This window comes from Janthinobacterium sp. GMG2 (assembly GCF_033949445.1).
In the GTDB taxonomy this organism is placed as follows: Bacteria; Pseudomonadota; Gammaproteobacteria; order Burkholderiales; family Burkholderiaceae_D; genus Janthinobacterium; species Janthinobacterium aestuarii.
The window spans coordinates 856,663-877,541 of record NZ_JAXAWA010000002.1; the positions used below are offsets into that span (position 1 = coordinate 856,663).

The window sequence follows — 20,879 nt, forward strand, 5'->3', positions numbered from 1 at the left end:
AGTGTTGCGTGCATGGTAAACAGCCCGCTGTCGTGCCGGCCAAATCGATGTCTGCTACACTGCAAAACCGGCGCAAACCGAGGCGTGCCGGGGCTAGCCATGGAGATTGTGATGACCCGCAAAACACCTATCGAGCGCTACCGCAACATCGGCATCAGCGCCCATATCGACGCCGGCAAGACCACCACCACCGAGCGCATCCTGTTTTATACGGGGGTCAATCACAAGATCGGCGAAGTGCACAATGGTGCCGCCACCATGGACTGGATGGAGCAGGAACAGGAACGGGGCATCACCATCACCTCGGCCGCCACCACGGCCTTCTGGAAAGGCATGGCCGGCAATTTCCCCGAACACCGGATCAACATCATCGATACGCCCGGCCACGTGGATTTCACGATCGAGGTCGAGCGTTCGATGCGCGTGCTCGACGGCGCCGTGATGGTGTATGACGCCGTCGGCGGCGTGCAGCCGCAGTCGGAAACCGTCTGGCGCCAGGCCAACAAATACCACGTGCCGCGCATCGCCTTCATCAACAAGATGGATAGGGTGGGGGCCGATTTCCTGCGCGTGCGCAAGCAGATCGCCGACCGCCTGAAGGGCGTGGCCGTGCCCATCCAGTTGCCGATCGGCGCCGAAGACCATTTCACGGGCGTGATCGACCTGTTGAAAATGCGCGCCATCACCTGGGACGACGCCAGCCAGGGCGTGCAGTTCAGCTATGGCGAGATTCCCGCCGAGCTACAGGCGCAGGCACAGCAGTGGCATGAGCACATGGTCGAACACGCGGCCGAAGCCAGCACCGAGATGACGGAACGCTACCTGAATGGCGACACCTTTACGGAAGCCGAACTCAAGCAAGCCTTGCGCGCGCGTACCATCCGCAACGAAATCGTGCCCATGCTGTGCGGCAGCGCCTTTAAAAACAAGGGCGTGCAGGCGATGCTCGACGCCGTCATCGAATACCTGCCGTCGCCCATGGAAGTGCCGCCCATCATGGGCCATGACGAGCACGATAACGAGGTGGAGCGCCATCCGACGGACGACGAGCACTTTGCCGCGCTCGCCTTCAAGATCATGACGGACCCGTTCGTGGGGCAATTGACCTTCTTCCGCGTGTATTCGGGTGTGGTGAATTCGGGCGACATGGTCTACAACCCGACCAAGAGCGCGCGCGAACGGCTGGGGCGCATCCTGCAGATGCATGCGAACGAGCGCAAGGAAATCAAGGAAGTGTATGCGGGCGACATCGCCGCCGCCGTGGGCCTGAAAGCCGTCACCACGGGCGACACCCTGTGCGCCATCGACCACATCATCGTGCTGGAAAAGATGATCTTCCCGGAACCCGTGATTTCGCAGGCGGTCGAACCGAAGACCAAGCCTGACCAGGAAAAGATGGGCATCGCCCTGAACCGCCTAGCGCAGGAAGACCCGTCGTTCAAGGTGCATACGGACGAGGAATCGGGCCAGACCATCATGTCGGGCATGGGAGAATTGCACCTCGAGATACTGGTCGACCGCATGCGCCGTGAATTTGGCGTGGAAGCCAATGTCGGCAAGCCGCAAGTGGCGTACCGCGAAACCATCACGCGCGCGGTGGAAGACGTGGAGGGCAAGTTCGTCAAGCAATCGGGCGGGCGGGGCCAGTACGGCCACGTGGTGCTCAAACTTGAACCCTTGCCGCCAGGCACCGGCTACCAGTTCGTCGACGCCATCAAGGGCGGCGTGGTGCCGCGCGAATTCATCCCCGCCGTCGACAAGGGCATCGTCGAAACCTTGAAGTCGGGCGTGCTGGCCGGCTATCCGGTCGTCGACGTGAAGGCGACCTTGACGTTCGGCTCCTACCACGACGTCGATTCGAACGAAAACGCCTTCCGCATGGCCGGTTCCATCGCCTTCAAGGATGGCATGCGCAAAGCCCACCCCGTGCTGCTCGAACCGATGATGCAGGTGGAGGCGGAAACGCCGGAAGAGTTCATGGGCAACGTCATGGGCGACCTGACGGCCCGCCGCGGCATGGTGCAGGGCGTCGACGACGTCCCCGGCGGCGCGGGACGCATCGTCAAGGCGCTTGTGCCGCTGGCCGAAATGTTCGGCTATTCCACCACCTTGCGCTCGCTGACCCAGGGCCGCGCCACCTACACGATGGAATTCAAGCACTATGCGGCCGTACCCAAGCATATCCTCGACCAGGTGGCATCTGCTGGCAAAGCGAAGTAGGTCGGATTAGGCCCAGCGGGCCGTAATCCGACACCATCGTTGGCCTGAGCCGCTGGTGATGGTGTCGGCTTACGCGCTGTGCGCTAACCCGACCTACGCTCAAGATGGCGTACGGGCCTTTCCCATTTTCGGCGCCGCTGTTACATTAACTGCCAGTCCACCAACACAGGAGAGAGCATGGCCACCGCAGAACAGAAGCAGGAAGGACAGCACCGCGACAGCAGCGACTTTGTCATCACGCAGACTTTCGACGCACCACGCGATCTCGTGTTCCGCTCGTGGGTGGAGCCCGAGCGCCTGGCGCAATGGTGGGGACCGGTGGGTTTCGAATTGAGCGTGCTGGCGCTGGACCTCAAACCGGGCGGAGTCTTCCATTACGGCATGCGCGCCGACAATGGCTATGAGATGTGGGGCAAGTTCACCTACCAGTCTATCGAAGCGCCTGAACGCATCGTTTCCATCCTGTCGTTTGCCGACAAGCAGGGGAATGCCGTGCAGCACCCCGTCAGCGCTACTTGGCCGCTGGAATCGTTCAATGTCATGACGCTTAGCGAAGAGAATGGCAAGACGACGATGACTTTGCGCTCGACGCCGCACAAAGCGACGGATGAGCAGCATGAGACTTTCAAGCAGGGGTTTGAGTCGATGACGCAGGGGTTTAAGGCGACCTTCGCCCAGCTAGCCCAGTACTTGGCGCGTGTTCAGTGAGTTAGTGTTGAAGGCTTAAAAACGGCGGGCCAGAGCCGCGGGCCTGAGAAAATGTCCATGGCTGCGTTGCTTGGGCTCGCCGTACATGCGTACTGTCTTCGCCCGCGCGCCTTGCCCTGGCCATTTTTCAGGCTCGCTGGGCCCGGGGAGCCTGGGTTTGGGACTTGGGTTGTTTGGATATTTACAGGTGAAGATGTGTACTAATCAACTCGACTTTTAAGAACATGTGAAAGTAGATATTTGAATCGAATCAGCTTCTGAATTTTTCTGTATATCGGGTAAACACCCAGCCTGTAATTGTAGTGCCATCTCCATATTCGTATACCACCTTCGTCCAATCTCGATCTTTAGATAACACACCAATGACTTGCCCAAATTTCAACTGACCAACAATCGCAGATGTTGAGCTAGGAGTTTCTCTAATTAAGAGAACATTTTTTGTTATGAATCTGTAATCTTTTAGCTCTATAGCCAACTCCGGAAAAGATATTTTCTTAATGATTTTTATTTTTTCTCGCTGTGATGCATCTTTTGCATTGTCGAGATACAAGGTGACATAGGGAGTTAGTAAATTTCCCATTATTCCGCTAGTTACGCCAGGTAGAATTGGAAAAATTAAATTCATAAAAATGAAAATTAGAAAAAATTTAAATATTCCTGGGGTTTTTTTAGTAACTTTGAGAATTCTTGTGATGTTTCTGTAGATCCAATTTCAAGAAGTAAAGTGTCAATATTTTCATTGTCTAGTGAATCAATCTCTGAATGCTCTATTTTTCTTGTTTCTGAGTTTCCCTCTTCAAAATTCTCGAGTAGCAAATCAAAATATTCAGAACTACGCAGTCGCTCTAGTGAACTTGTAAATTGGTTACTGGAACCAACAGAAATTGCCAATTTTTGTAAGGATGTTGTATTGCTAAAATCTTTTAAATATTTACTATATGAACTCCCTACAGAAAATGCGTCGAAAAGTTTCCTCCATGAACCATTTTCGCCAATATTTCTTAATTGATCTGAGATCGCGCTGCTTGCATTGAATGAGTGTGTCATTTCCCGCCATTGCCGACCTACATCAACATTTCTTAACTGTTGCAATAGAGTATTTGATGTGGGAAATGAATTTGCCATTTCTTTCCACTGGCTATGGATGTCAATTTTTTTTAGTTGCTCAGATAGAGTGTTTGTTGCAGTTATTGAACGGATCATTTCCGCCCACTGTCTTTCTATATTAACGCTTCTAAATTGCTCATAAACGAGGTTCGCTGCGGTCAACGAGCGTGTCAATTCTCTCAATCGACTGCTTGAGTCGAAGTTCTTCATCTGTTCTGATAGCGAATTTGCCACATTTAAAGAGTGAGTGATGTTTCTCAATGCGCTATCTTCTTCAATTTTTTTTAGTTGGGCGGCAATTGAGCCGGCACTAGTCAATAACTCGTTACGAATTATCATAATCTCTTTCTTGTAAAAATTTTTGAAAAATTCTTATCTACCGATGGTGTTCTTAGAGAGTATATTAAATATACTCTCTACTGACGCAGAAATAATGCAGAGGGAAGTTGTGTATTCACGCCCATTGTCTGCGCATTGTTGACTGAGTGGTGTCGGCGGCGAACGCTCTTCATTGCGCCTCCATCCCCAACATCCCCCGAACCACCACCAAAATCATCCCCCACGCATTCGACGTCGCCGCAATCTCGTCATAATGACTTGCCCCAGGCAAAATCAGCACTTCCGCATGGTCGCCAGCCAGCGTGGCCTTGGCCGCATAGTCGTGCGCCACGCGGGGCGGGGAGATGGTGTCCAGTTCTCCCGTGACAAGGACGGTGCGGCTGCCGTTGGGGATCAGGTCGGCGGCGTTGGTGTCGCTGTAGATGTCGGGGCGCGTTGCGCTGGGCTGGCCTGCCAGCTGGGCGATGTCGCGCTCGCAGCTGGTCTTGATCAAGTCCTTTTCATGGCGCAGGTCGGCCAGGCCGCCCAGGCTGACGATGTTTTTGACTGGCAGGAACTTGTCGCGGTACAGGGGGCTGGTCTTTGGCAGTTTTTCCCGTCCGGCGATCCATTGCACCAGCTGGCCGCCGGCCGAGTGGCCCATCGCCAGGATGCGATTCACGTCCAGCTGGTATTGGGGCGCGTGCTGTTGCAGGCTGTCGAGTGCCGCGTGCATGTCTTCGTAGGTGCCCGGATAGCCGCCGCCCGGCTCGTCGACGCGGCGGTACTCGACATTCCACACGGCGATGCCTTGCGCGACGAGGGCGCCGGCCACGTTGCGCATCTGCTTGATGCCGCCAAAGGCCACCGTCCAGCAGCCGCCATGCACGAGCACGACGACGGGGAACGGGCCGCTGCCGTCGGGTAGGAACAGCTGCGCGTATTGCGACGGCGCGGGGCCATAGGCGATCTGCGCCGTGGGCGGGGGGCCGTTCAGGGCCAGGTAGTCGTCCAGGCTCATGGGGGCAGCGACGGCGCCGTGGGCACAGGCGAGCAGGGCGGTGGCGATCAGGGAGGACGGCAAGGAGGTAGGCATGCTGGAATTCGCTTGAGAAGAGAGCAACACTTTAGCATAGCGGCACGTGCACGTAGAGATCAAGCGATGCGCTGTTTTCCTCCTGCAAGAGGGTTGCCCCATGGTATATTCCGGGCATCAGTTTTCCCCTTATCGACACGGTGCACGCAAACAACATTCTTTCCTTGCTGGACGCCGAGCATAGTGCGCTGGGCAGCATTGCGGCAGGCGCTGACCTGGCCCACGCATTGGAGCATTTGTTGCTGGCGCTGCAAGCGCTGGCCGACGGCGGCGCCCATGCCTGCCTAGTGCTGATCGACGAGTCCGACCGCTTTTGCGGCTTGTCCGCGCCCAGCCTGCCACAAGACCTGTGCCTGGCCTTGCGCCACGGCGGCGAACAGCCATCCCCGTTCGGCACGGCGGCCTTTTCCGGCGCGCCCGTGTATTGCGGCGATATCACGCGCGACGTGCACTGGAGCGCGGCGCGCAAGGAAGCCTTGCTGCACGGCTACCGCGCCTGCTGGGTTGCCCCCATATTCGGCGCCAAAGGGCATATCCTGGGCGTGCTGGGCCTGTTTTTCCAGGTGACATGCCATCCCACGCAACCGGAGATCGAACTGCTGGCGCTGGCCGCGCGCGTGGCCGCGCATGTCATCGAGCGGGGCCAGCTGGAACAGGCGCTGCACGACAGCCGCGAACACTTTCATTACGCCATCGAACTGAACACGCAAGTGCTGTGGACGGCCGATATCGACGGCAAGCTCGACTATGTCGCGCAGCGCTGGCGCGAATGGACGGGCGGCAACGGCCTGGGCACCAACTGGCTGGAAGCCATCCACCCCGAAGACATTCCCCATTCCTTGGCGGCCTGGAGCGAAGCGGTGGGCAGCGGCCAGCCTTTCGACCAGGAAATGCGCGTGCGCCGGCAGGATGGCCAGTACCGCTGGGTGCATTCGCGCGCATATTGCCGCCGGGACGAACGCGGCCAGGCCGTGAAATGGTATGGCTCGTGCGAGGATATCGACGAACATTGGCAGGCGCGCAATGCCTTGCTAGACAGCGAGGCGCAGTTCCGTTCGCTCGCGTCCACCATGCCCAACCAGGCCTGGCTCGCGCATGGCAGCGGCGCCACCTACTGGGTCAACGAACAGGTGTGCGAATACACGGGACAATCGATGAAGTCGCTCGTGTCCAGCGGTTTCCGCCACTGCGTGCATCCAGACGACGTGCAGACCACGCAGAGAAGCTGGGACCGGGCCGTCGCCACCGCCAGCGCCTATGAACAGGAGTTCCGCATGCGCCGCGCCAGCGATGGCGCCTACCGCTGGTTCCTCGCGCGCGCCTTGCCCCTGTTCGACGAGGCGGGCAAGGTGCTGCGCTGGGTGGGCACGAATACGGACGTGCAGGAACAGAAGAACGTGCTGGAAAAGATGGCCTACCTGAATTCCTCGCTGGAAGTGGAAATGGCCAACCGCACGGCCGACCGCGACCGCATGTGGCGGCTGTCGACCGACATCATGCTGGTGGCCGATCTGTCCGGCATGATCATCGCCGTCAATCCCGCTTGGAGCAAGATACTCGAGCGCCCGGAAGTCGAATCGCTGGGCATGGACTTCATCAGCCTCGTGCATCCCGACGACCGCATGGCAGCCTTGCAGGACTTGTCGCGCCTGGCCCATGGCGCGCCCACCTTGCGCATGGAAAACCGCTACCGGCGCCGCGATGGTGGCTACCGCTGGATTTCCTGGACGGCCGTGCCGGCGCAAAAGCTGATCCATGCCATCGGCCGCGACGTCACCGATGAAAAAGAGGCGCGGCTGGCGCTGGTGCGCAGCGAGCAAGCTTTATTGCAGGCGCAAAAGCTCGAATCGATCGGCAAGCTGACGGGTGGCGTGGCCCACGATTTCAATAACGTCCTGCAGATCATTTCCGGCAATTTGCAGTTGCTGAAACTGACGGTGGCCGACAATCCGCAGGCGGCCCGCCGCCTCGATTCGGCCGCCTCGGCCGTCGAGCGGGGCGCCAAGCTGTCGTCGCAGCTGCTGGCCTTTGCGCGGCGCCAGCCGTTGAAACCGCTGGTGACGGACCTGGGCCGGCTGCTGCGCCGCATGCATGAGCTGATCCGCCGCGCGCTGGGCGAGGCGATTACCGAAGAAACCTTCATCAGCGACGGCCTGTGGCATACGCTGGTCGACCCGAACCAGATGGAAAACGTGCTGCTGAACATGGCCATCAATGCGCGCGATGCGATGGACAAGGGCGGGCGCCTGACTTTTACCCTAAGCAACGTCACGCTCGACGCCGCCTACGCCAGCCAGCATGCGGACGTGCTGGAAGGGCAATACGTGCTGCTGACCATCACCGACACGGGCCATGGCATGGAGCGCGACGTGATCGACCAGATCTTCGAGCCCTTCTTCACCACCAAGCGCGAAGGCGAGGGCACTGGCCTGGGCCTGTCCATGGCGTACGGCTTCATCCGCCAGAGCGCGGGCCACATCAAGGTGCACAGCGCGCCGGGCGCCGGCACGACGTTCAAGATTTATCTGCCCCGTTCGTTGGAAAAACTGGCCGAACCGCCACCGAGCCTGACGGGCCCCGTGCTGGGCGGTGGCGAGACCATCCTCGTCGTGGAAGACGATGCGCCCGTGCAGCACACGGTGGTCGATATGCTGCGCGGCCTCGGCTACGACGTGCTGCATGCCGATGACGGCGCCTCGGCCCTGGCCCTGCTGGGCACGGGCGTGGCCATCGACCTGCTGTTTACGGACGTGGTCATGCCCGGCCCCGTCAGCAGCAAGGAACTGGCACAGCAGGCCAGGCTGCTGCTGCCGGAACTGGCCGTATTGTTTACCTCGGGCTACACGCACAACGCCATCATGCAGGGCGGCCGGCTGGACCCGGGCGTGGAGCTGTTGAGCAAACCGTACCAGCGCGAAGACCTGGCGCGGCGCATCCGCCATTTGCTGGCCGACCGCCGCCTCGTGGGCGCGCCCGACCCTTCCGGGCGGCGCATCCTGCTGGTGGAAGACAATGACGATGCGCGCGAAATGACGACGGAAATGCTCAATATGCTGGGACACACCGTGCACGGCGTGGCCAGCGCGGAAGCGGCCATGCCGCTGTTGGCCATGCCGGGCCTGGACGTGCTGGTGACGGACATCAGCCTGCCCACGATGTCCGGCCTGGAACTGGCGCGCCATGCGCGCGCGCACTGGCCGCAGCTGGACGTGGTGTTTGCTTCCGGACACGACTGGGGCGCCAGCCTGATGCAGGACGCCAGCGCGCGCTTCCTGCGCAAGCCGTTTGGCCTGGAAGAGCTGGCCGGCGCACTGAAGGCGCGCCGGCTCGACGTTTACTAGTTTGGTGTCAGCAAGGCTTGCTGCAACTGCTCGACGCTAAATGGTTTGACGAGGAAGCGCGCTTGCGGGTCCAGCACGCCGGAATTGGCCGGCGCATGGCCGGTGGAAAACACCACTTCCAGCTGCGGCTGCTCGCGGGCCGCCAGCTCGGCCAGCTCGACGCCCGACATCCGCGGCAGGCTGATATCGGTCAGCAGCAGTTCCAGTCCCGGCGTGCCCAGCAGGGGCAAGGCTTCTTCGGCCGTGCCCACGGCCAGCACCGTGTGGCCGAGCATGGCCAGCAGGTCGCCTGTCATCGCGCGCGCGTCCGCATTATCTTCCACCAACAAAATATGTCGTCCCGCCGGCTGTGCGGGTGCGGCAGGTTGCGGCGGCGCCAGCTGCGCGCGGTACTGGTGCAGGGCCGTCACGTGGCGGCCATTGGCCAGCAGGTGGCGGATGCGCCGCGCCAGGTCTTCGCGCCGGTACGGTTTGCTCAACAACTCCACGCCCGGTTCCAGCCGGCCGCCCTGCATCATGGCGTCCTGCGTGTAGCCCGAGGTAAACAACACGGCCAGCTGTGGCAGCAGCACGCGGGCCTGGCGCGCCAGCGCCGTGCTGGCCACTTTGCCTGGCATCACCACGTCCGTAAACAGCAGGTCGATGGGCACGCCGCTGCCGATGACGGCCAGTGCGCTTTCGCCATCGCTGGCGCGCAGCACGACGTAACCGAGGCCGCGCAGCATGTCGACCACCGTCGTCTGCACCTGCACGTCGTCTTCCACGACGAGGATGGTTTCCTTGCCGCCCAGCACGGGGCCATCCAGCTGCAGCGGCAGTTCCGTTTCCGCTTCCAGCGAGCGCGGCAGGTAGATGCGGAAGGTGCTGCCATGGCCAGGCAAACTGTCCACCGTCAGGTGGCCGCCGCTCTGGCGCAGGAAACCATAGGCCATGGACAGGCCCAGGCCCGTGCCTTCGCCTTCTTTCTTTGTCGTGAAGAACGGCTCGAAAATCTTGTCCAGCAGCTCGGCCGGAATGCCCGCGCCCGTATCCGAGACGGCCAGCAGCACGTAGTCGCCGGGCGCCACGTCCGCATGGCGGGCCGCGTAATCGCTGTCCAGCACGATGTTGCTCAGCTCGATGGTCAGCTGGCCTTGGCCATCCATGGCGTCGCGCGCATTGATGGCCAGGTTGAGGATGACGTTTTCCAGCTGGTGCGGGTCGACCAGGGCACGCCAGCAGTCGTCGGCCAGCAGCCAGCGCGTTTCGATGGTTTCGCCCGTGGCGCGCCGCAGCAGCTCTTCCGTCGAGCGCAGCAGCTGCGCCAGGTCCGTCACCAGCGGTTTCAATGGCTGGCGCCGCGCAAAGGCCAGCAGCTGGGCCGACAGCTTGGCACCCCGTTCCACGGCGGCCGAGGCGCTGGCGATGCGCTTGGCGGCCAGCGGGTCGTTGTCCAGGCTCAGCTGCAGCAGCTGCAGATTGCCCGAGATAATTTGCAGCACGTTATTGAAATCGTGGGCCACGCCGCCCGTCAGCTTGCCCAGCGCTTCGAGCTTTTGCGATTGCAGCAGGGCCATCTCGCTGTGGCGCAACGATTCCTGCATGAGGCGCAAGGTGTTTTGCGCCTCTTTTTCCACGGTGACATGGCGCCCGGTGGCAAATATCAGGTCGCCTTCGGTGGCCGTCACCCACGACAGCCAGCGGTGGCTGCCATCGCGGTGCCGGTAGCGGTTTTCAAAGCTGGGCCTGGCCTCCTGCGTCACTTGCGCCAGCGCCTGGCGCGTGGCGGCCGCATCTTCGGCCAGCACGAAGTCGAACAGGCTGCGGCCCAGCATTTCCTCGGGCAGCCAGCCCAGGATGGCGCCGGCGGCCGGGTTGACGGCGGCAAAGCAGCCTTCGGCATCGATGGCCACCATCAGGTCTTGCGCGCTGCGCCACAGGCGCTCGCGCTCGCTGTTGCGCGCGGCCAGTTCCGCTTCCAGCTTCTTTTCCACGGTAATGTCGCGCGCGCTGCAATACACCTTCTCGCCCTCGGGCACGGCCACCCACGACAGCCAGTGCCAGCCGCCCAGCTTGTGGCGGTAGCGGTTTTCGAAGCGCAGCGCCGGCTGGCCCTGGTTGGCCGCATCCCAGGCCGCATAGGTGCGCGGCAAGTCGTCCGGATGGATCAGTTCAAAAAATTTCGTCGTGCGGATTTCCTCCACGGACCAGCCCAAGGTGGCTTGCCAGGCGGGGTTCGAGTGTTCGAAATAGCCGTCGAGGTTAAGCACGCCCAGCAAGTCGGGACTGACGTTCCAGGTGCGGCCGAATTCGCGCGTGCGCTCGGCCACTTGCGTTTCCATGCTGGCAGTCAGGGCGCGCAAACGCGATTCCGCCCGGGCCCGCAAAATGGTCGACCAGACGCGTTCCGACACTTGCACGGCCAGTTCGATCTCGTCCGCATGCCACAGGCGCGCCGCGCTGCTGTGCACGACGAACAGGGCCTCCAGCTGGCCATCCTTGGCAATCGGAATGTTCAGGAAGGCACGGATGCCCAGGCGCGTGAACGCGGCCAGCGCGGCCGGCATGGTCGTGCGAGGATCACTCGCCACATCGCTGACGGCCAGCGCCTGGCCGGCGGCAAGGGCATCGGCCAGGCCTGCCGCGTAATCGCCGAGGAAATACTCGCTGGCGGCGCCCGGCGCCAGGCCATCGCTCCACGCATGCTGCAAGGTGGGGCACTGCAGGGTCTGGTCGATATCGAAACAGGCCACTTGCTGGGCGCCCAGGCGTTGTCCCAGCAGCTGGGCCGACAGGGAAAGAATCTCGCCCGTGTCTTGCAGCAGGCGCAGCCGGCGTTCCAGTTGCAGCAAAAAAGCGACGCCGCTGGCGCCGGCCTGGCTGCGGGGGACGGGGGTGCTGGTCATGCCGGCCTCAGCTGCCGGCCAGCGGCAAGGTGACGCTGAACAGGGCGCCATTGCCGGGCTGGCTTTGCAGGGTGATGGCGCCGCCATGCGCATCGACCAGCTGCTTGGTGATGAACAGGCCCAGGCCCAGTCCGCCCGTGCGGTCCTGGTGCATGACGCGCTCGAACGCATCGAAAATGCGCTCCTGGTCGCGCGCATTGATGCCGATGCCATGGTCGCGCACTTCGATGACGGCGCTGTTCTGCGTGTGCGCCAGGCTGATTTCCACGGGCTGACCCTGGCCGTAGCGCACGGCGTTGCTGATCAGATTGACAACGATCTGTTCGACGCGGAAGGCGTCCCAGAAACCGTGGATGGGCTCGAAGGCCATCACTTCCAGCACGCTGCCCGATGCGGCCGCATACGGGCCCAGGTCGTCCGCCACGCGCCGCACGAGGCAGGTCAGGTCGACGGCTTCGCGGCGGATCGACAGCTTGCCGCTGGTGATGCGCGACACGTCGAGCATATCGTCGATCAGGCGCACCATGCTGCGGATTTGCCGCCCGTCGCGCGCCACCATCTTGCCCAGCTTGTCCGGCTCGAAGGCGGCCAGGTTGCCCCGTTCCAGGTTGACGGTGCGCATCTGCGTTTCCAGGAACAGCGTGTTCAACGGCGTGCGCAGTTCGTGCGCCACCATGGACATGAATTCGTCGCGCAGGCGCAGCGAGCGCTGCAGTTCAGCCTGCGTGGCGCGCAATTCCTTCAATAACGCTTCCTGCTGCTGGCGGCTGTGCTCGAGCGCCTGCACCTGGCGCCGTGTCTCGCTGCGCTGCTGGTGCAGGGCGACAAACACGTTGACCTTGCTTTGCACGGCATTGATGTCGAGCGGCTTGTGCAGGAAATCGACAGCGCCGCTTTCATAGCCCTGGAAGGAAAAATTCATTTCCTTGCCGGCCGCCGTGACGAAGACGATGGGGATGTGGCGCGTCTTTTCCGTGCCGCGCATCAATTGCGCCAGCTCAAAACCATCCATCTCCGGCATTTGCACGTCGAGGATGGCCAGCGCGAAATCGTGCTCGAGCAGCAGGGCCAGCGCTTCTTCGCCGGACGAGGCCTGATAGACGCTGCGGTCGCTCTCGCGTATCAGCGCGTTGAGCGCGCGCAAGTTCTCCGGCAAGTCGTCGACGATCAGCAGTTTGGTGCTTGTTTCATTCATCATGTTTCATTCCTGGCATGTGCCATCCAGCGTAGTGGGAAGCGGCGTGCGACGGCGCACGCTTGCGGTAGAGCTTTTCAGGACCCGGCAATGGCTCGAAGTCGGGGGCAAAGCGCGTGAAATGCGTGCTTTCCTTGCTGCCCAGGCCCAGGAATCCCCGGTGGCACAGCGAATCGTGGAACAGGCCCAGGGCCCGTTCCTGCAAGGTTTTATTAAAGTAAATCAAGACGTTACGGCACAAAATCAATTGCGTTTCAATAAACACGCTGTCCGTGGACAGGCTGTGGTCGGCAAAGTTGATCTTGTCGAGCAGACGCTGCTGGAAACGCGCCGTGGCATGCTCGACCGTGTAATAGTCGGCCAACTGGCCCAGGCCGCCTGCGGCCAAGTAGTTGGCGCCATATTCTTCAAGCCGGTGCAACGGATAGGCGCCGCGCGCGGCCGTGGCCAGCGCTTGTGGATTGATATCGGTGGCGTAGATCGTGCTGCGTTCGAGCAAGCCTTCCTCGTGCAGCACGATGGCCAGCGACAGCGCCTCTTCTCCCGTGCAGCAGCCGGCCACCCAGATGGTCGGCGACGGGTAGGTTTTCAGCACGGGCACCACGTGTTCACGCAAGGCGCGGAAAAATGCGGGGTCGCGGAACATTTGCGTGACGGGCACGGTCAAAATCTGCAGCAGATCGCCAAAGGCGGCCGGGTCGTCCAGCACGCGCTGCTGGAGGGCAGGCACATCTGCACAATGCAAACGGTCTAGCGCATGATTGAGGCGGCGCCGCTGCGAGGGCAGGGAATAGTCGCGAAAATCATAGCTGTAGCGCTGATACAGCGCTTCCATCAGCGCGTGCAGTTGCGCGTCGGTGCTGCGCTGGGACATCAGATGCGTTCCATCTTCGGCATCCACACGCGCAGCAGCGAATACAAACGATCAAGGTCGATCGGCTTGGCCAGGTAATCGGACGCGCCCGCCTGCAGGCATTCTTCCTGGTCATTCTTCATGGCCTTGGCCGTGATGGCGATAATCGGCAGCTTGTTGTAGCGGCCATCGGCGCGGATCAGGCGGGTCGCTTCCAGGCCATCCATGCCCGGCATCATGACGTCCATCAGCACGAGATCGATATCGTCCACGCTGTTGAGCTTGCTGATGGCTTCGAAGCCGTTGCGGCCGATTTCCACCACCACGCCTCGCTGTTCCAGCGCATTGGTGAGGGCAAAGATATTGCGCACGTCGTCGTCCACGAGCAAGATCCTGCGTCCTTCAAACACGCGTTCGCGGCTGCGCACCTGCTGCAGCATGCCCTGGCGCTCGCTCGACAGTTCCGATTCCACCTTGTGCAGGAAGAGGGTGACTTCGTCGAGCAGGCGTTCGGGCGAACGGGCGCCCTTGATGATGATCGAGCGCGAATACTTCATCAGGTCCGCTTCTTCCTCGCGGCTCAGGTTGCGGCCCGTATAGACGATGACGGGCGGGAACGAGCACAGCTCTTCATGTTCCATGCGTTCGAGCAATTCGTTGCCCTGGATGTCGGGCAGCTTCAAGTCGATGATCATGCAGTCGAAAATCTGCGTTTTGAGCAATTCCAGCGCCTGCTCGCCCAGCGCCACGGCCGTGATTTCCACGTCGTCGTCGCTGATCAGGTGCACCACGCTTTCGCGCTGGCGTTCGTCGTCCTCGACCAGCAGGATGCGCTTCATCTGCTGCGTGAATTTCGATTCGAGCTTGCGGAACACTTCCTTCAGCTGCTCGCGCGTGCGCGGCTTGGTGGCGTAGCCGATGGCGCCCAGTTGCATCGCTTCCTGGATCTGGTCGTTGCCGGAAACGATGTGCACGGGAATGTGGCGCGTCAGCGGGTTTTCCTTGAGCTGCTGCAAGACCAGCAAGCCCGGTCGGTCCGGCAAGCCCATGTCGAGCAGGATGGCGTCGGGCAGGAATTCCTCGGCCAGGCGCAAGCCTTCATCGGCGCCGTGCGCCACCAGGCAGCGGTATTGCATTTCATGCGCGAGGTCGAACAGGATGCCGGCAAACGACGGTTCATCCTCGATCACCAGCACGGAACGCTGGCCCGTCTTGGCGGCCGGCACGCTGTCGCGGTCATCCTGGAAGGTGGGCAGCGGCACGGGCTTGGCGGCGGGCGCCGGCTTGGGCGCGGCGGCAGTGATTTTTGCAGGCGCTTGCGGCACTGCGGCCGGGGCCGGCTCTGCTTCCACGGCGCGCTCCGGCATGACGGCCGGCAGCACCAGGGTAAACGTGCTGCCCTGGCCTGGCGTGCTGGCCAGCTCGATGCTGCCGCCCAGCAAGGCGGCCAGGTCGCGCGAAATCGACAGGCCCAGGCCCGTGCCACCATAGCGGCGGCTGGTGGTGCCGTCGGCCTGGTGGAAGGCGTCGAAAATCTTGTGCTGCTGGTCGTCGGCAATGCCGATGCCCGAATCCTGCACCTGGAAGCGCACCAGGCCATCCGCGCCGCTGCTCACGTGCAAGCTGACGGTACCCGTATCGGTAAACTTGATGGCGTTCGACAGCAGGTTTTTCAGGATTTGCTCGAGGCGCTGGCGGTCGCTGACGAGCGACGGCGGCGTATCCGGCGCTACCTTGACGCTCAGCGTCAGTTTCTTTTGCTGGGCCTGGGCGCCGAACAGCATTTTCATGCTGCTGAGCAGTTCGTCGAAAGGCACGCTTTCCGGCGTCAATTCCAGCTTGCCCGCCTCGACCTTGGAAATGTCGAGGATATCGTTGATGAGGGTGAGTAAATCGTTGCCGGCCGAATAGATGGTTTGCGCAAACGTCACTTGCTCCGGCGTCAGGTTGCCGCTGGTGTTGTCCGACAGCAGTTTCGACAGGATCAGCGAGCTGTTCAGCGGCGTGCGCAGCTCGTGCGACATGTTCGCCAGGAATTCGGACTTGTAGCGGCTGGCCCGCTGCAATTCTTCCGCGCGCGCTTCCAGCTGGGCGTGCGCCTGGACGATGGCCATGTTTTTCTGGTCCAGCGACAGCGCCTGAACGGCCAGTTGCCCGTTCGACTGCTCGAGCGCCGCCTTTTGCTCTTCCAGGTGGGCTTGCGACTGTTCCAGCACGCGCGACTGCTCGCCCAGCTCTTCATTGGCTGTGCGCAGTTCTTCCTGCTGCACTTCCAGTTCTTCATTCAGTTGCTGGGTTTCTTCGAGCACATTTTGCAGGCGCTGGCGGTACAGGGCCGCCTCCAGCGAGGTGCCGACGTTTGCCGCAATCAGGTTCAGCCATTCCTTGGCGCGGGCGCTGACGGGATGCGTAAAGCCCAGTTCGATGACGCCGTTGACGACGCCTTCATTGTTGACGGGCGCCAGGACCAGTTCCAGCGGCGCGCCGCGGCCCAGGCTCGACGTCACGGTCAGGTAGTTCTCGGGCACTTGCTGCACATGCTTGAGGCGCTTTTCGCGCGCCGTCTCGCCCACCAGGCCTTCGCCCACCTTGAACACCTGTTTTTCCTTCACACCCTGTTCGTTGAAACCGTACACGGCCGTGCGGCGCAGGCTGCCATCCTCGTCGACGACGTACAGGGTGGCGATGGCCACGTCGAGGCGGTGGGCGAGGAAATCGAGCACGTGCCGTCCCAGTTGCGGCAAGCCCAGCTGGCCGCTCGTGTGGGCCGCCAGTTCCGTCTGCCCCGTGCGCAGCCAGGCTTGCTCCTGCAGCACGTCGTTGTCCTTGCCGCGCTGTTCGAGCGCATCGTTGTAGATATCGGACAGACGCAGCAGTTCGCGCCGTCCCAGGTAGGCGAGCAAGCCCGACAATCCCAGGCTGAGGATGAGAAATACGACGACGGCCAGCATGGTGCGGCTTTCGGCTGTATCGGCCCGTTCCTGGCGCAAGCGCTGTTCCATGGACAGGAAGGCGAGGAATTCGCGGCGGATTTCGTCAAACTCCAGCTTGCCTTCGCCCTGGCGCACGCGCGCAAGGAATTCCTGGTTGTTGCGGCGCTGTGCGATCACACCTTCGGCGTAATCGAGCCACTGGCCTTGCAACGCGCGGATGCGGCGCAAGCGGTCCACCTGAATGGGGCTGTCGGACACCAGGTCCAGCAGGGTGGTCATTTCCACGGCGATCTTGGCCTTGCCCGATTTATACGGCGCCAGGAAAGTTTCATCGCCCGTCAGCAGATAGCCGCGCATGCCCGTTTCCAGGTCGACCGACAATTTCATGACTTCATTCGCGTTGCCGATCACCCGTTCGGAATGCTCGACCGAGCGCAGGGCCGAGAGCAGGTAGGCGATCAGGGCGACGAACACGAGGGCCGTGACGACCCCAATGACCAGCGGCAAGGTCACGTTGCGGGCGAGGATGCGGCGAAAGCTGAAGGAGTCGATCGGGGTCTTGGTATTCATCATGTCCGTGTAAGGCTGTCGCGAAAAAATCAATTTTAATTGAAATGCAAGATTTCTGGTGGTCAAGCATAGCGTGCGCTAGCATAACAGCCTTGGGGCATTTTTCGCAGGCGCAAGGTAGTGCAATGCGGGGCAGCGCACAGATGAAGGTTGAGGAAAAATCAAGCCGGCCACGATTGAGGCAGATCAAAGAGATTGGTTGTTGACATCCTAAGATGCAGGAGGTGGCGACGTCCAAGCGGACGGCCGCCGTGTGCAAACCAGCCCATGCAGGAGGACATCATGGCTAATCAACTGATCCGTCGCGATCCGCAAAACCCGCTGGCACGTTTCGACCCGTTCAGCGACATGGAAGAATTCATGCACGACTTTTTCGCGCCCGCCTTGCGCTTGCGCGATGGCGGTTCGGCACGCATGCGTGTCGACATTTCCGAAACCGAACAAGCCTATCAGGTACAGGCGGACATTCCCGGCGTCAATAAGGACGATATCAAGGTCTCCATCGACGGCAACCGCGTCTCCATCAGCGCCGAGCTCAAGGATGAAAGAGTGACGCGCGACGGCGGCGGCAAGACCGTGCGCAGCGAACGCGAGTACGGCCAGCAGTACCGCAGTTTCGTGCTGCCGCACGAGGTGGACGAGGCCGGCGCGCAGGCCCGCTATGAAAATGGCGTGCTGCTGCTGGACTTGCCGAAGAAGGAAGGCACGGGCGGGCGGCAACTGTCTATACAGTGAGCCGGGCCGGGTTTTAGCTGCATAGGTGAGATTAGCGCAGCGCAATCCGGCAATCTTCGTGGCGGCGCCTGTCGGCTTACGCCCTGCGGGCTAAGCCGACCTACGAAAAAACGCCGGACGGTGCCGGCGTTTTTGGGGTGTTCCGGGTGGCGGGGCGCTGCCACCCGGATTGCCTCAATATATATGTCAGTTTTAGCTGCGTAGGTCAGATTAGCGCAGCGTAATCTGACAATCTTCGTGGCGGCGCCTGTCGGCTTACGCCCTGCGGGCTAAGCCGACCTACGAAAAAACGCCGGACGGCGCCGGCGTTTTTGGGGTGTTCCGGATGGCGGCGCGCTGCCACCCGGATTGCCTCTCTATATATATGTCAGTCGCGGATTTCCAGCGCCCGGTTCAGGCTCAGGGCGGCCAGCGAGGCGACGGCACCCGACAGCAGGTAGAAGCTGACATAGGCGAGGCCGAAGTTGGCCGACAGGCCCAGCGCCACGAGCGGGGCGAAGCCGGCACCGACCAGCCAGGCCAGGTCGGACGTCAGGGCCGCGCCCGTGTAGCGGAAGCGGGCAGGGAAGTTGGCCGTCACGGCGCCGGCTGCCTGGCCGTAGGACAAGCCCAGCAGGCTGAAGCCCACGAGGATGAAGACGTCCTGGCCCGTATTGCCGCCACCCATCAGGGTTGGCACGAAGGCGCTGAAGATGGCGATCAGCACGGCCAGCACGCCCAGGGTGGTGCGGCGGCCCACTTTATCGGCCAGCACGCCGGAAATCACCACGCCGACGGCGGCCAGCACGGCGCCCAGCATCTGGATTTGCAGGAAGTCCGAGGCGGAACGCGTCTGGTAGACGGAAATCCACGACAGCGGGAACACGGTGACGAGGTGGAACAGCGCGTAGCTGGCCAGCGCGGCGAGGGCGCCGATCAGCACGTTACGGCCTTGGCCGCGGCTCATTTCAAACACGCTCACGGGCTGCAGTTCGCGTTCGTCGAGCAGGCGCGCATATTCATTCGTCGACACGAGGCGCAGACGGGCAAACAGGGCTACCACGTTGATGGCGAAAGCCACATAGAAAGGATAGCGCCAGCCCCAGTCGAGGAAATCTTCATCCGTCAGGGTGGTCAGCATGAACCAGAACAGGCCGGCGGCGATCAGGAAGCCGACCGGTGCGCCCAGCTGGCCCAGCATGGCGTACCAGCCGCGCTTGTTTTCCGGCGCGTTCAGTGCCAGCAGCGATGGCAGGCCATCCCACGAACCGCCCAGCGCCACGCCTTGGCCGATGCGCAGCACGGACAGCCAGATGATGGCGGCAAAGCCCAGGTGGGAATACGTCGGCAGGAAAGCGATGCCGGCCGTCGACACGCCCAGCAGGAAGAGGGCGAACGTCAGCTTGGCGCTGCGTCCCATGCGGCGCTGGATCTCCATGAAGATCACGGTGCCGAACGGACGGGCGATGAAGGCGAACGAAAAGATCAGGAATGCATATAATGTACCCTCCAGGCGTTCTTCAAACGGGAAGAAGACGCGTGGAAACACCAGCACCGAGGCGATGGCGTAGACAAAGAAGTCAAAGTATTCGGAAGCGCGGCCGATGATCACGCCGACGGCGATCTCACCGGGGTCGATATGCGATTCGACCGTGCCGGCCCCGCGTGCGTCGCGCAGGGAGTGGGGGGAAAAGTCGGCGGGTACATCCCCGCTGTGTATGCGCGTGCTGGACATGATGATCGTCTCCAATATAGTTTCGAGTTCGGCCAACGCGTAACATACCCCGGGTGTCTCACGCCCGGAGTAGGACTATTCAATAGATAGCTGTAGGAAAACTCCGCAGCCACCCAGTGAAAATCCGAGCAAGGGGGTGGACAAAACGTCCAATTGCCAACGCGCTCCAGTGAGAATACAGTACCATATCTTCATCCCCTGTACTGGACTTTCCTGTATGTTTTCATTAAAAGTTCGTCGCGGACTGCTTCTTTTACCTCTCGCATTGTTGGCTGGTTGCAATACGGTGGTACTGAATGCGTCTGGTGACATCGCAGTTCAGCAAGGCAATTTGATTGTCATCTCTACATTGCTGATGCTGTTGATTATCGTTCCGGTAATCGCCCTGACCCTGCTTTTCGCATGGCGCTATAGAAAAAACAACACCGCGGCCAAATACGAGCCGGACTGGGACCACTCGACTCGCCTCGAGCTGATTATCTGGGGCGCGCCCCTGTTGATCATTATCGTGCTGGGCCTGCTGACCTGGATCAGCACCCACACCCTCGATCCATACCGCCCATTGAGCCGTATCGACGCCAACCGTCCTATTCCTGCCAGCCACAAGCCGATGATCGTCGAAGTCGTGGCCCTGGACTGGAAATGGCTGTTCATCTACCCGGAGCAAGGCATCGCTTCCGTGAATGAACTGTACGCGCCTGTCGATCGTCCAATCCGCTTCAAGATCACCGCGTCGTCCGTCATGAACTCGTTCTTCATCCCCGCACTGGCAGGTCAGATCTACGCCATGCCGGGCATGGAAACGCAGTTGAATGCCGTCATCAACAAGCCTGGTGTCTACAAGGGCTTCTCCGCGAACTACAGCGGTGCCGGTTTCTCGGGCATGCGCTTCAAGTTCCACGGTGTCAATGATGCGGACTTCGACAAATGGGTGGAATCGGCACGTGCCGGTGGCGGCGCGCTGAACCGCGACGACTACCTGTCGCTGGCCCAGCCTAGCGAACGCGATCCGGTCCGCCGCTACAGCGCCGTGCCAAACGACCTGTACAAGGCAATCCTGAACCGCACCATCGTTTCCGACGCCCTGTGCGTGACGCCGGTCCAGCCATATAAGTTGACGATGGCAAATAGCCCGGTAGCGGCCGTAACGGCAGTAGTCGCTAGCGATGCAGTGGTTGAAAAGGGCGTTCAAGCCAAGTAACAA

General features: G+C 61.2%; 13 protein-coding genes. 5 read left to right on the forward strand and 8 right to left on the reverse strand.

The features are described from left to right. The first annotated feature begins 111 nt into the window (after positions 1-111). Complete coding sequence (fusA, locus tag SKZ59_RS09955) at positions 112-2,220, forward strand: elongation factor G (protein ID WP_319991587.1); 2,109 nt, start codon at positions 112-114, stop codon at positions 2,218-2,220. A gap of 177 nt (positions 2,221-2,397) precedes the next feature. After that, positions 2,398-2,928: an SRPBCC domain-containing protein gene (locus SKZ59_RS09960; protein WP_319991588.1), complete on the forward strand. Its 531-nt coding sequence runs from the start codon at positions 2,398-2,400 to the stop codon at positions 2,926-2,928. Positions 2,929-3,178: 250 nt separating this feature from the next. Here the strand turns inward: SKZ59_RS09960 and SKZ59_RS09965 are convergent, their stop codons facing one another. The 3 genes from SKZ59_RS09965 to SKZ59_RS09975 all read right to left on the reverse strand — a co-directional run bounded on the left by SKZ59_RS09965 (position 3,179) and on the right by SKZ59_RS09975 (position 5,449). After that, positions 3,179-3,508 carry an SH3 domain-containing protein gene (locus SKZ59_RS09965; RefSeq protein WP_319991589.1) on the reverse strand — a complete coding sequence of 110 codons (330 nt, stop codon included), beginning with the start codon at positions 3,506-3,508 and terminating at the stop codon, positions 3,179-3,181. 56 nt (positions 3,509-3,564) lie between these two features. After that, a complete protein-coding gene (locus SKZ59_RS09970) occupies positions 3,565-4,374 on the reverse strand; it encodes a hypothetical protein (RefSeq protein ID WP_319991590.1) in 810 nt (269 codons plus the stop codon). Between the two features lie 169 nt (positions 4,375-4,543). Then, entirely contained in the window at positions 4,544-5,449 is a 906-nt protein-coding gene (locus tag SKZ59_RS09975) for an alpha/beta hydrolase (protein WP_319991591.1), read from the reverse strand. Positions 5,450-5,589: 140 nt separating this feature from the next. Between SKZ59_RS09975 and SKZ59_RS09980 the strand changes: the two genes are divergently transcribed. Continuing rightward, positions 5,590-8,790: a PAS domain-containing protein gene (locus SKZ59_RS09980; RefSeq protein ID WP_319991592.1), complete on the forward strand. Its 3,201-nt coding sequence runs from the start codon at positions 5,590-5,592 to the stop codon at positions 8,788-8,790. Here SKZ59_RS09980 and SKZ59_RS09985 read toward each other — a convergent pair. The 4 genes from SKZ59_RS09985 to SKZ59_RS10000 are packed head-to-tail and all read right to left on the reverse strand — an operon-like array spanning position 8,787 to position 17,226. Continuing rightward, positions 8,787-11,675: a PAS domain S-box protein gene (locus SKZ59_RS09985; RefSeq protein WP_319991593.1), complete on the reverse strand. Its 2,889-nt coding sequence runs from the start codon at positions 11,673-11,675 to the stop codon at positions 8,787-8,789. The two genes, SKZ59_RS09980 and SKZ59_RS09985, sit on opposite strands and share 4 nt — an antisense overlap. 7 nt (positions 11,676-11,682) lie before the next feature. Next, entirely contained in the window at positions 11,683-12,873 is a 1,191-nt protein-coding gene (locus SKZ59_RS09990; RefSeq protein WP_072453562.1) for a hybrid sensor histidine kinase/response regulator, read from the reverse strand. Next, positions 12,863-13,744 (reverse strand): CheR family methyltransferase, encoded by an 882-nt coding sequence (locus SKZ59_RS09995; protein ID WP_319991594.1) that lies wholly within the window; start codon positions 13,742-13,744, stop codon positions 12,863-12,865. Before SKZ59_RS09995 ends, SKZ59_RS09990 begins: the two co-directional genes overlap by 11 nt. Beyond that, a complete protein-coding gene (locus SKZ59_RS10000; RefSeq protein ID WP_319991595.1) occupies positions 13,744-17,226 on the reverse strand; it encodes a response regulator in 3,483 nt (1,160 codons plus the stop codon). Before SKZ59_RS10000 ends, SKZ59_RS09995 begins: the two co-directional genes overlap by 1 nt. Positions 17,227-17,508: 282 nt before the next feature. Here SKZ59_RS10000 and SKZ59_RS10005 point away from each other — a divergent pair, with 282 nt between their 5' ends. Continuing rightward, positions 17,509-17,961, forward strand: coding sequence for an Hsp20/alpha crystallin family protein (locus SKZ59_RS10005; protein WP_034748582.1), 453 nt, complete (start codon positions 17,509-17,511; stop codon positions 17,959-17,961). A 367-nt stretch (positions 17,962-18,328) separates the two neighbouring features. On the opposite strand, the gene SKZ59_RS10010 is transcribed toward SKZ59_RS10005, so the two are convergent. After that, on the reverse strand, positions 18,329-19,675 hold the full coding sequence (locus SKZ59_RS10010) for an MFS transporter (protein ID WP_034748049.1): 1,347 nt from the start codon (positions 19,673-19,675) through the stop codon (positions 18,329-18,331). A gap of 217 nt (positions 19,676-19,892) precedes the next feature. Here SKZ59_RS10010 and cyoA point away from each other — a divergent pair, with 217 nt between their 5' ends. Beyond that, positions 19,893-20,876 (forward strand): ubiquinol oxidase subunit II, encoded by a 984-nt coding sequence (gene cyoA, locus SKZ59_RS10015; protein WP_046682726.1) that lies wholly within the window; start codon positions 19,893-19,895, stop codon positions 20,874-20,876. Positions 20,877-20,879 lie beyond the last annotated feature (3 nt).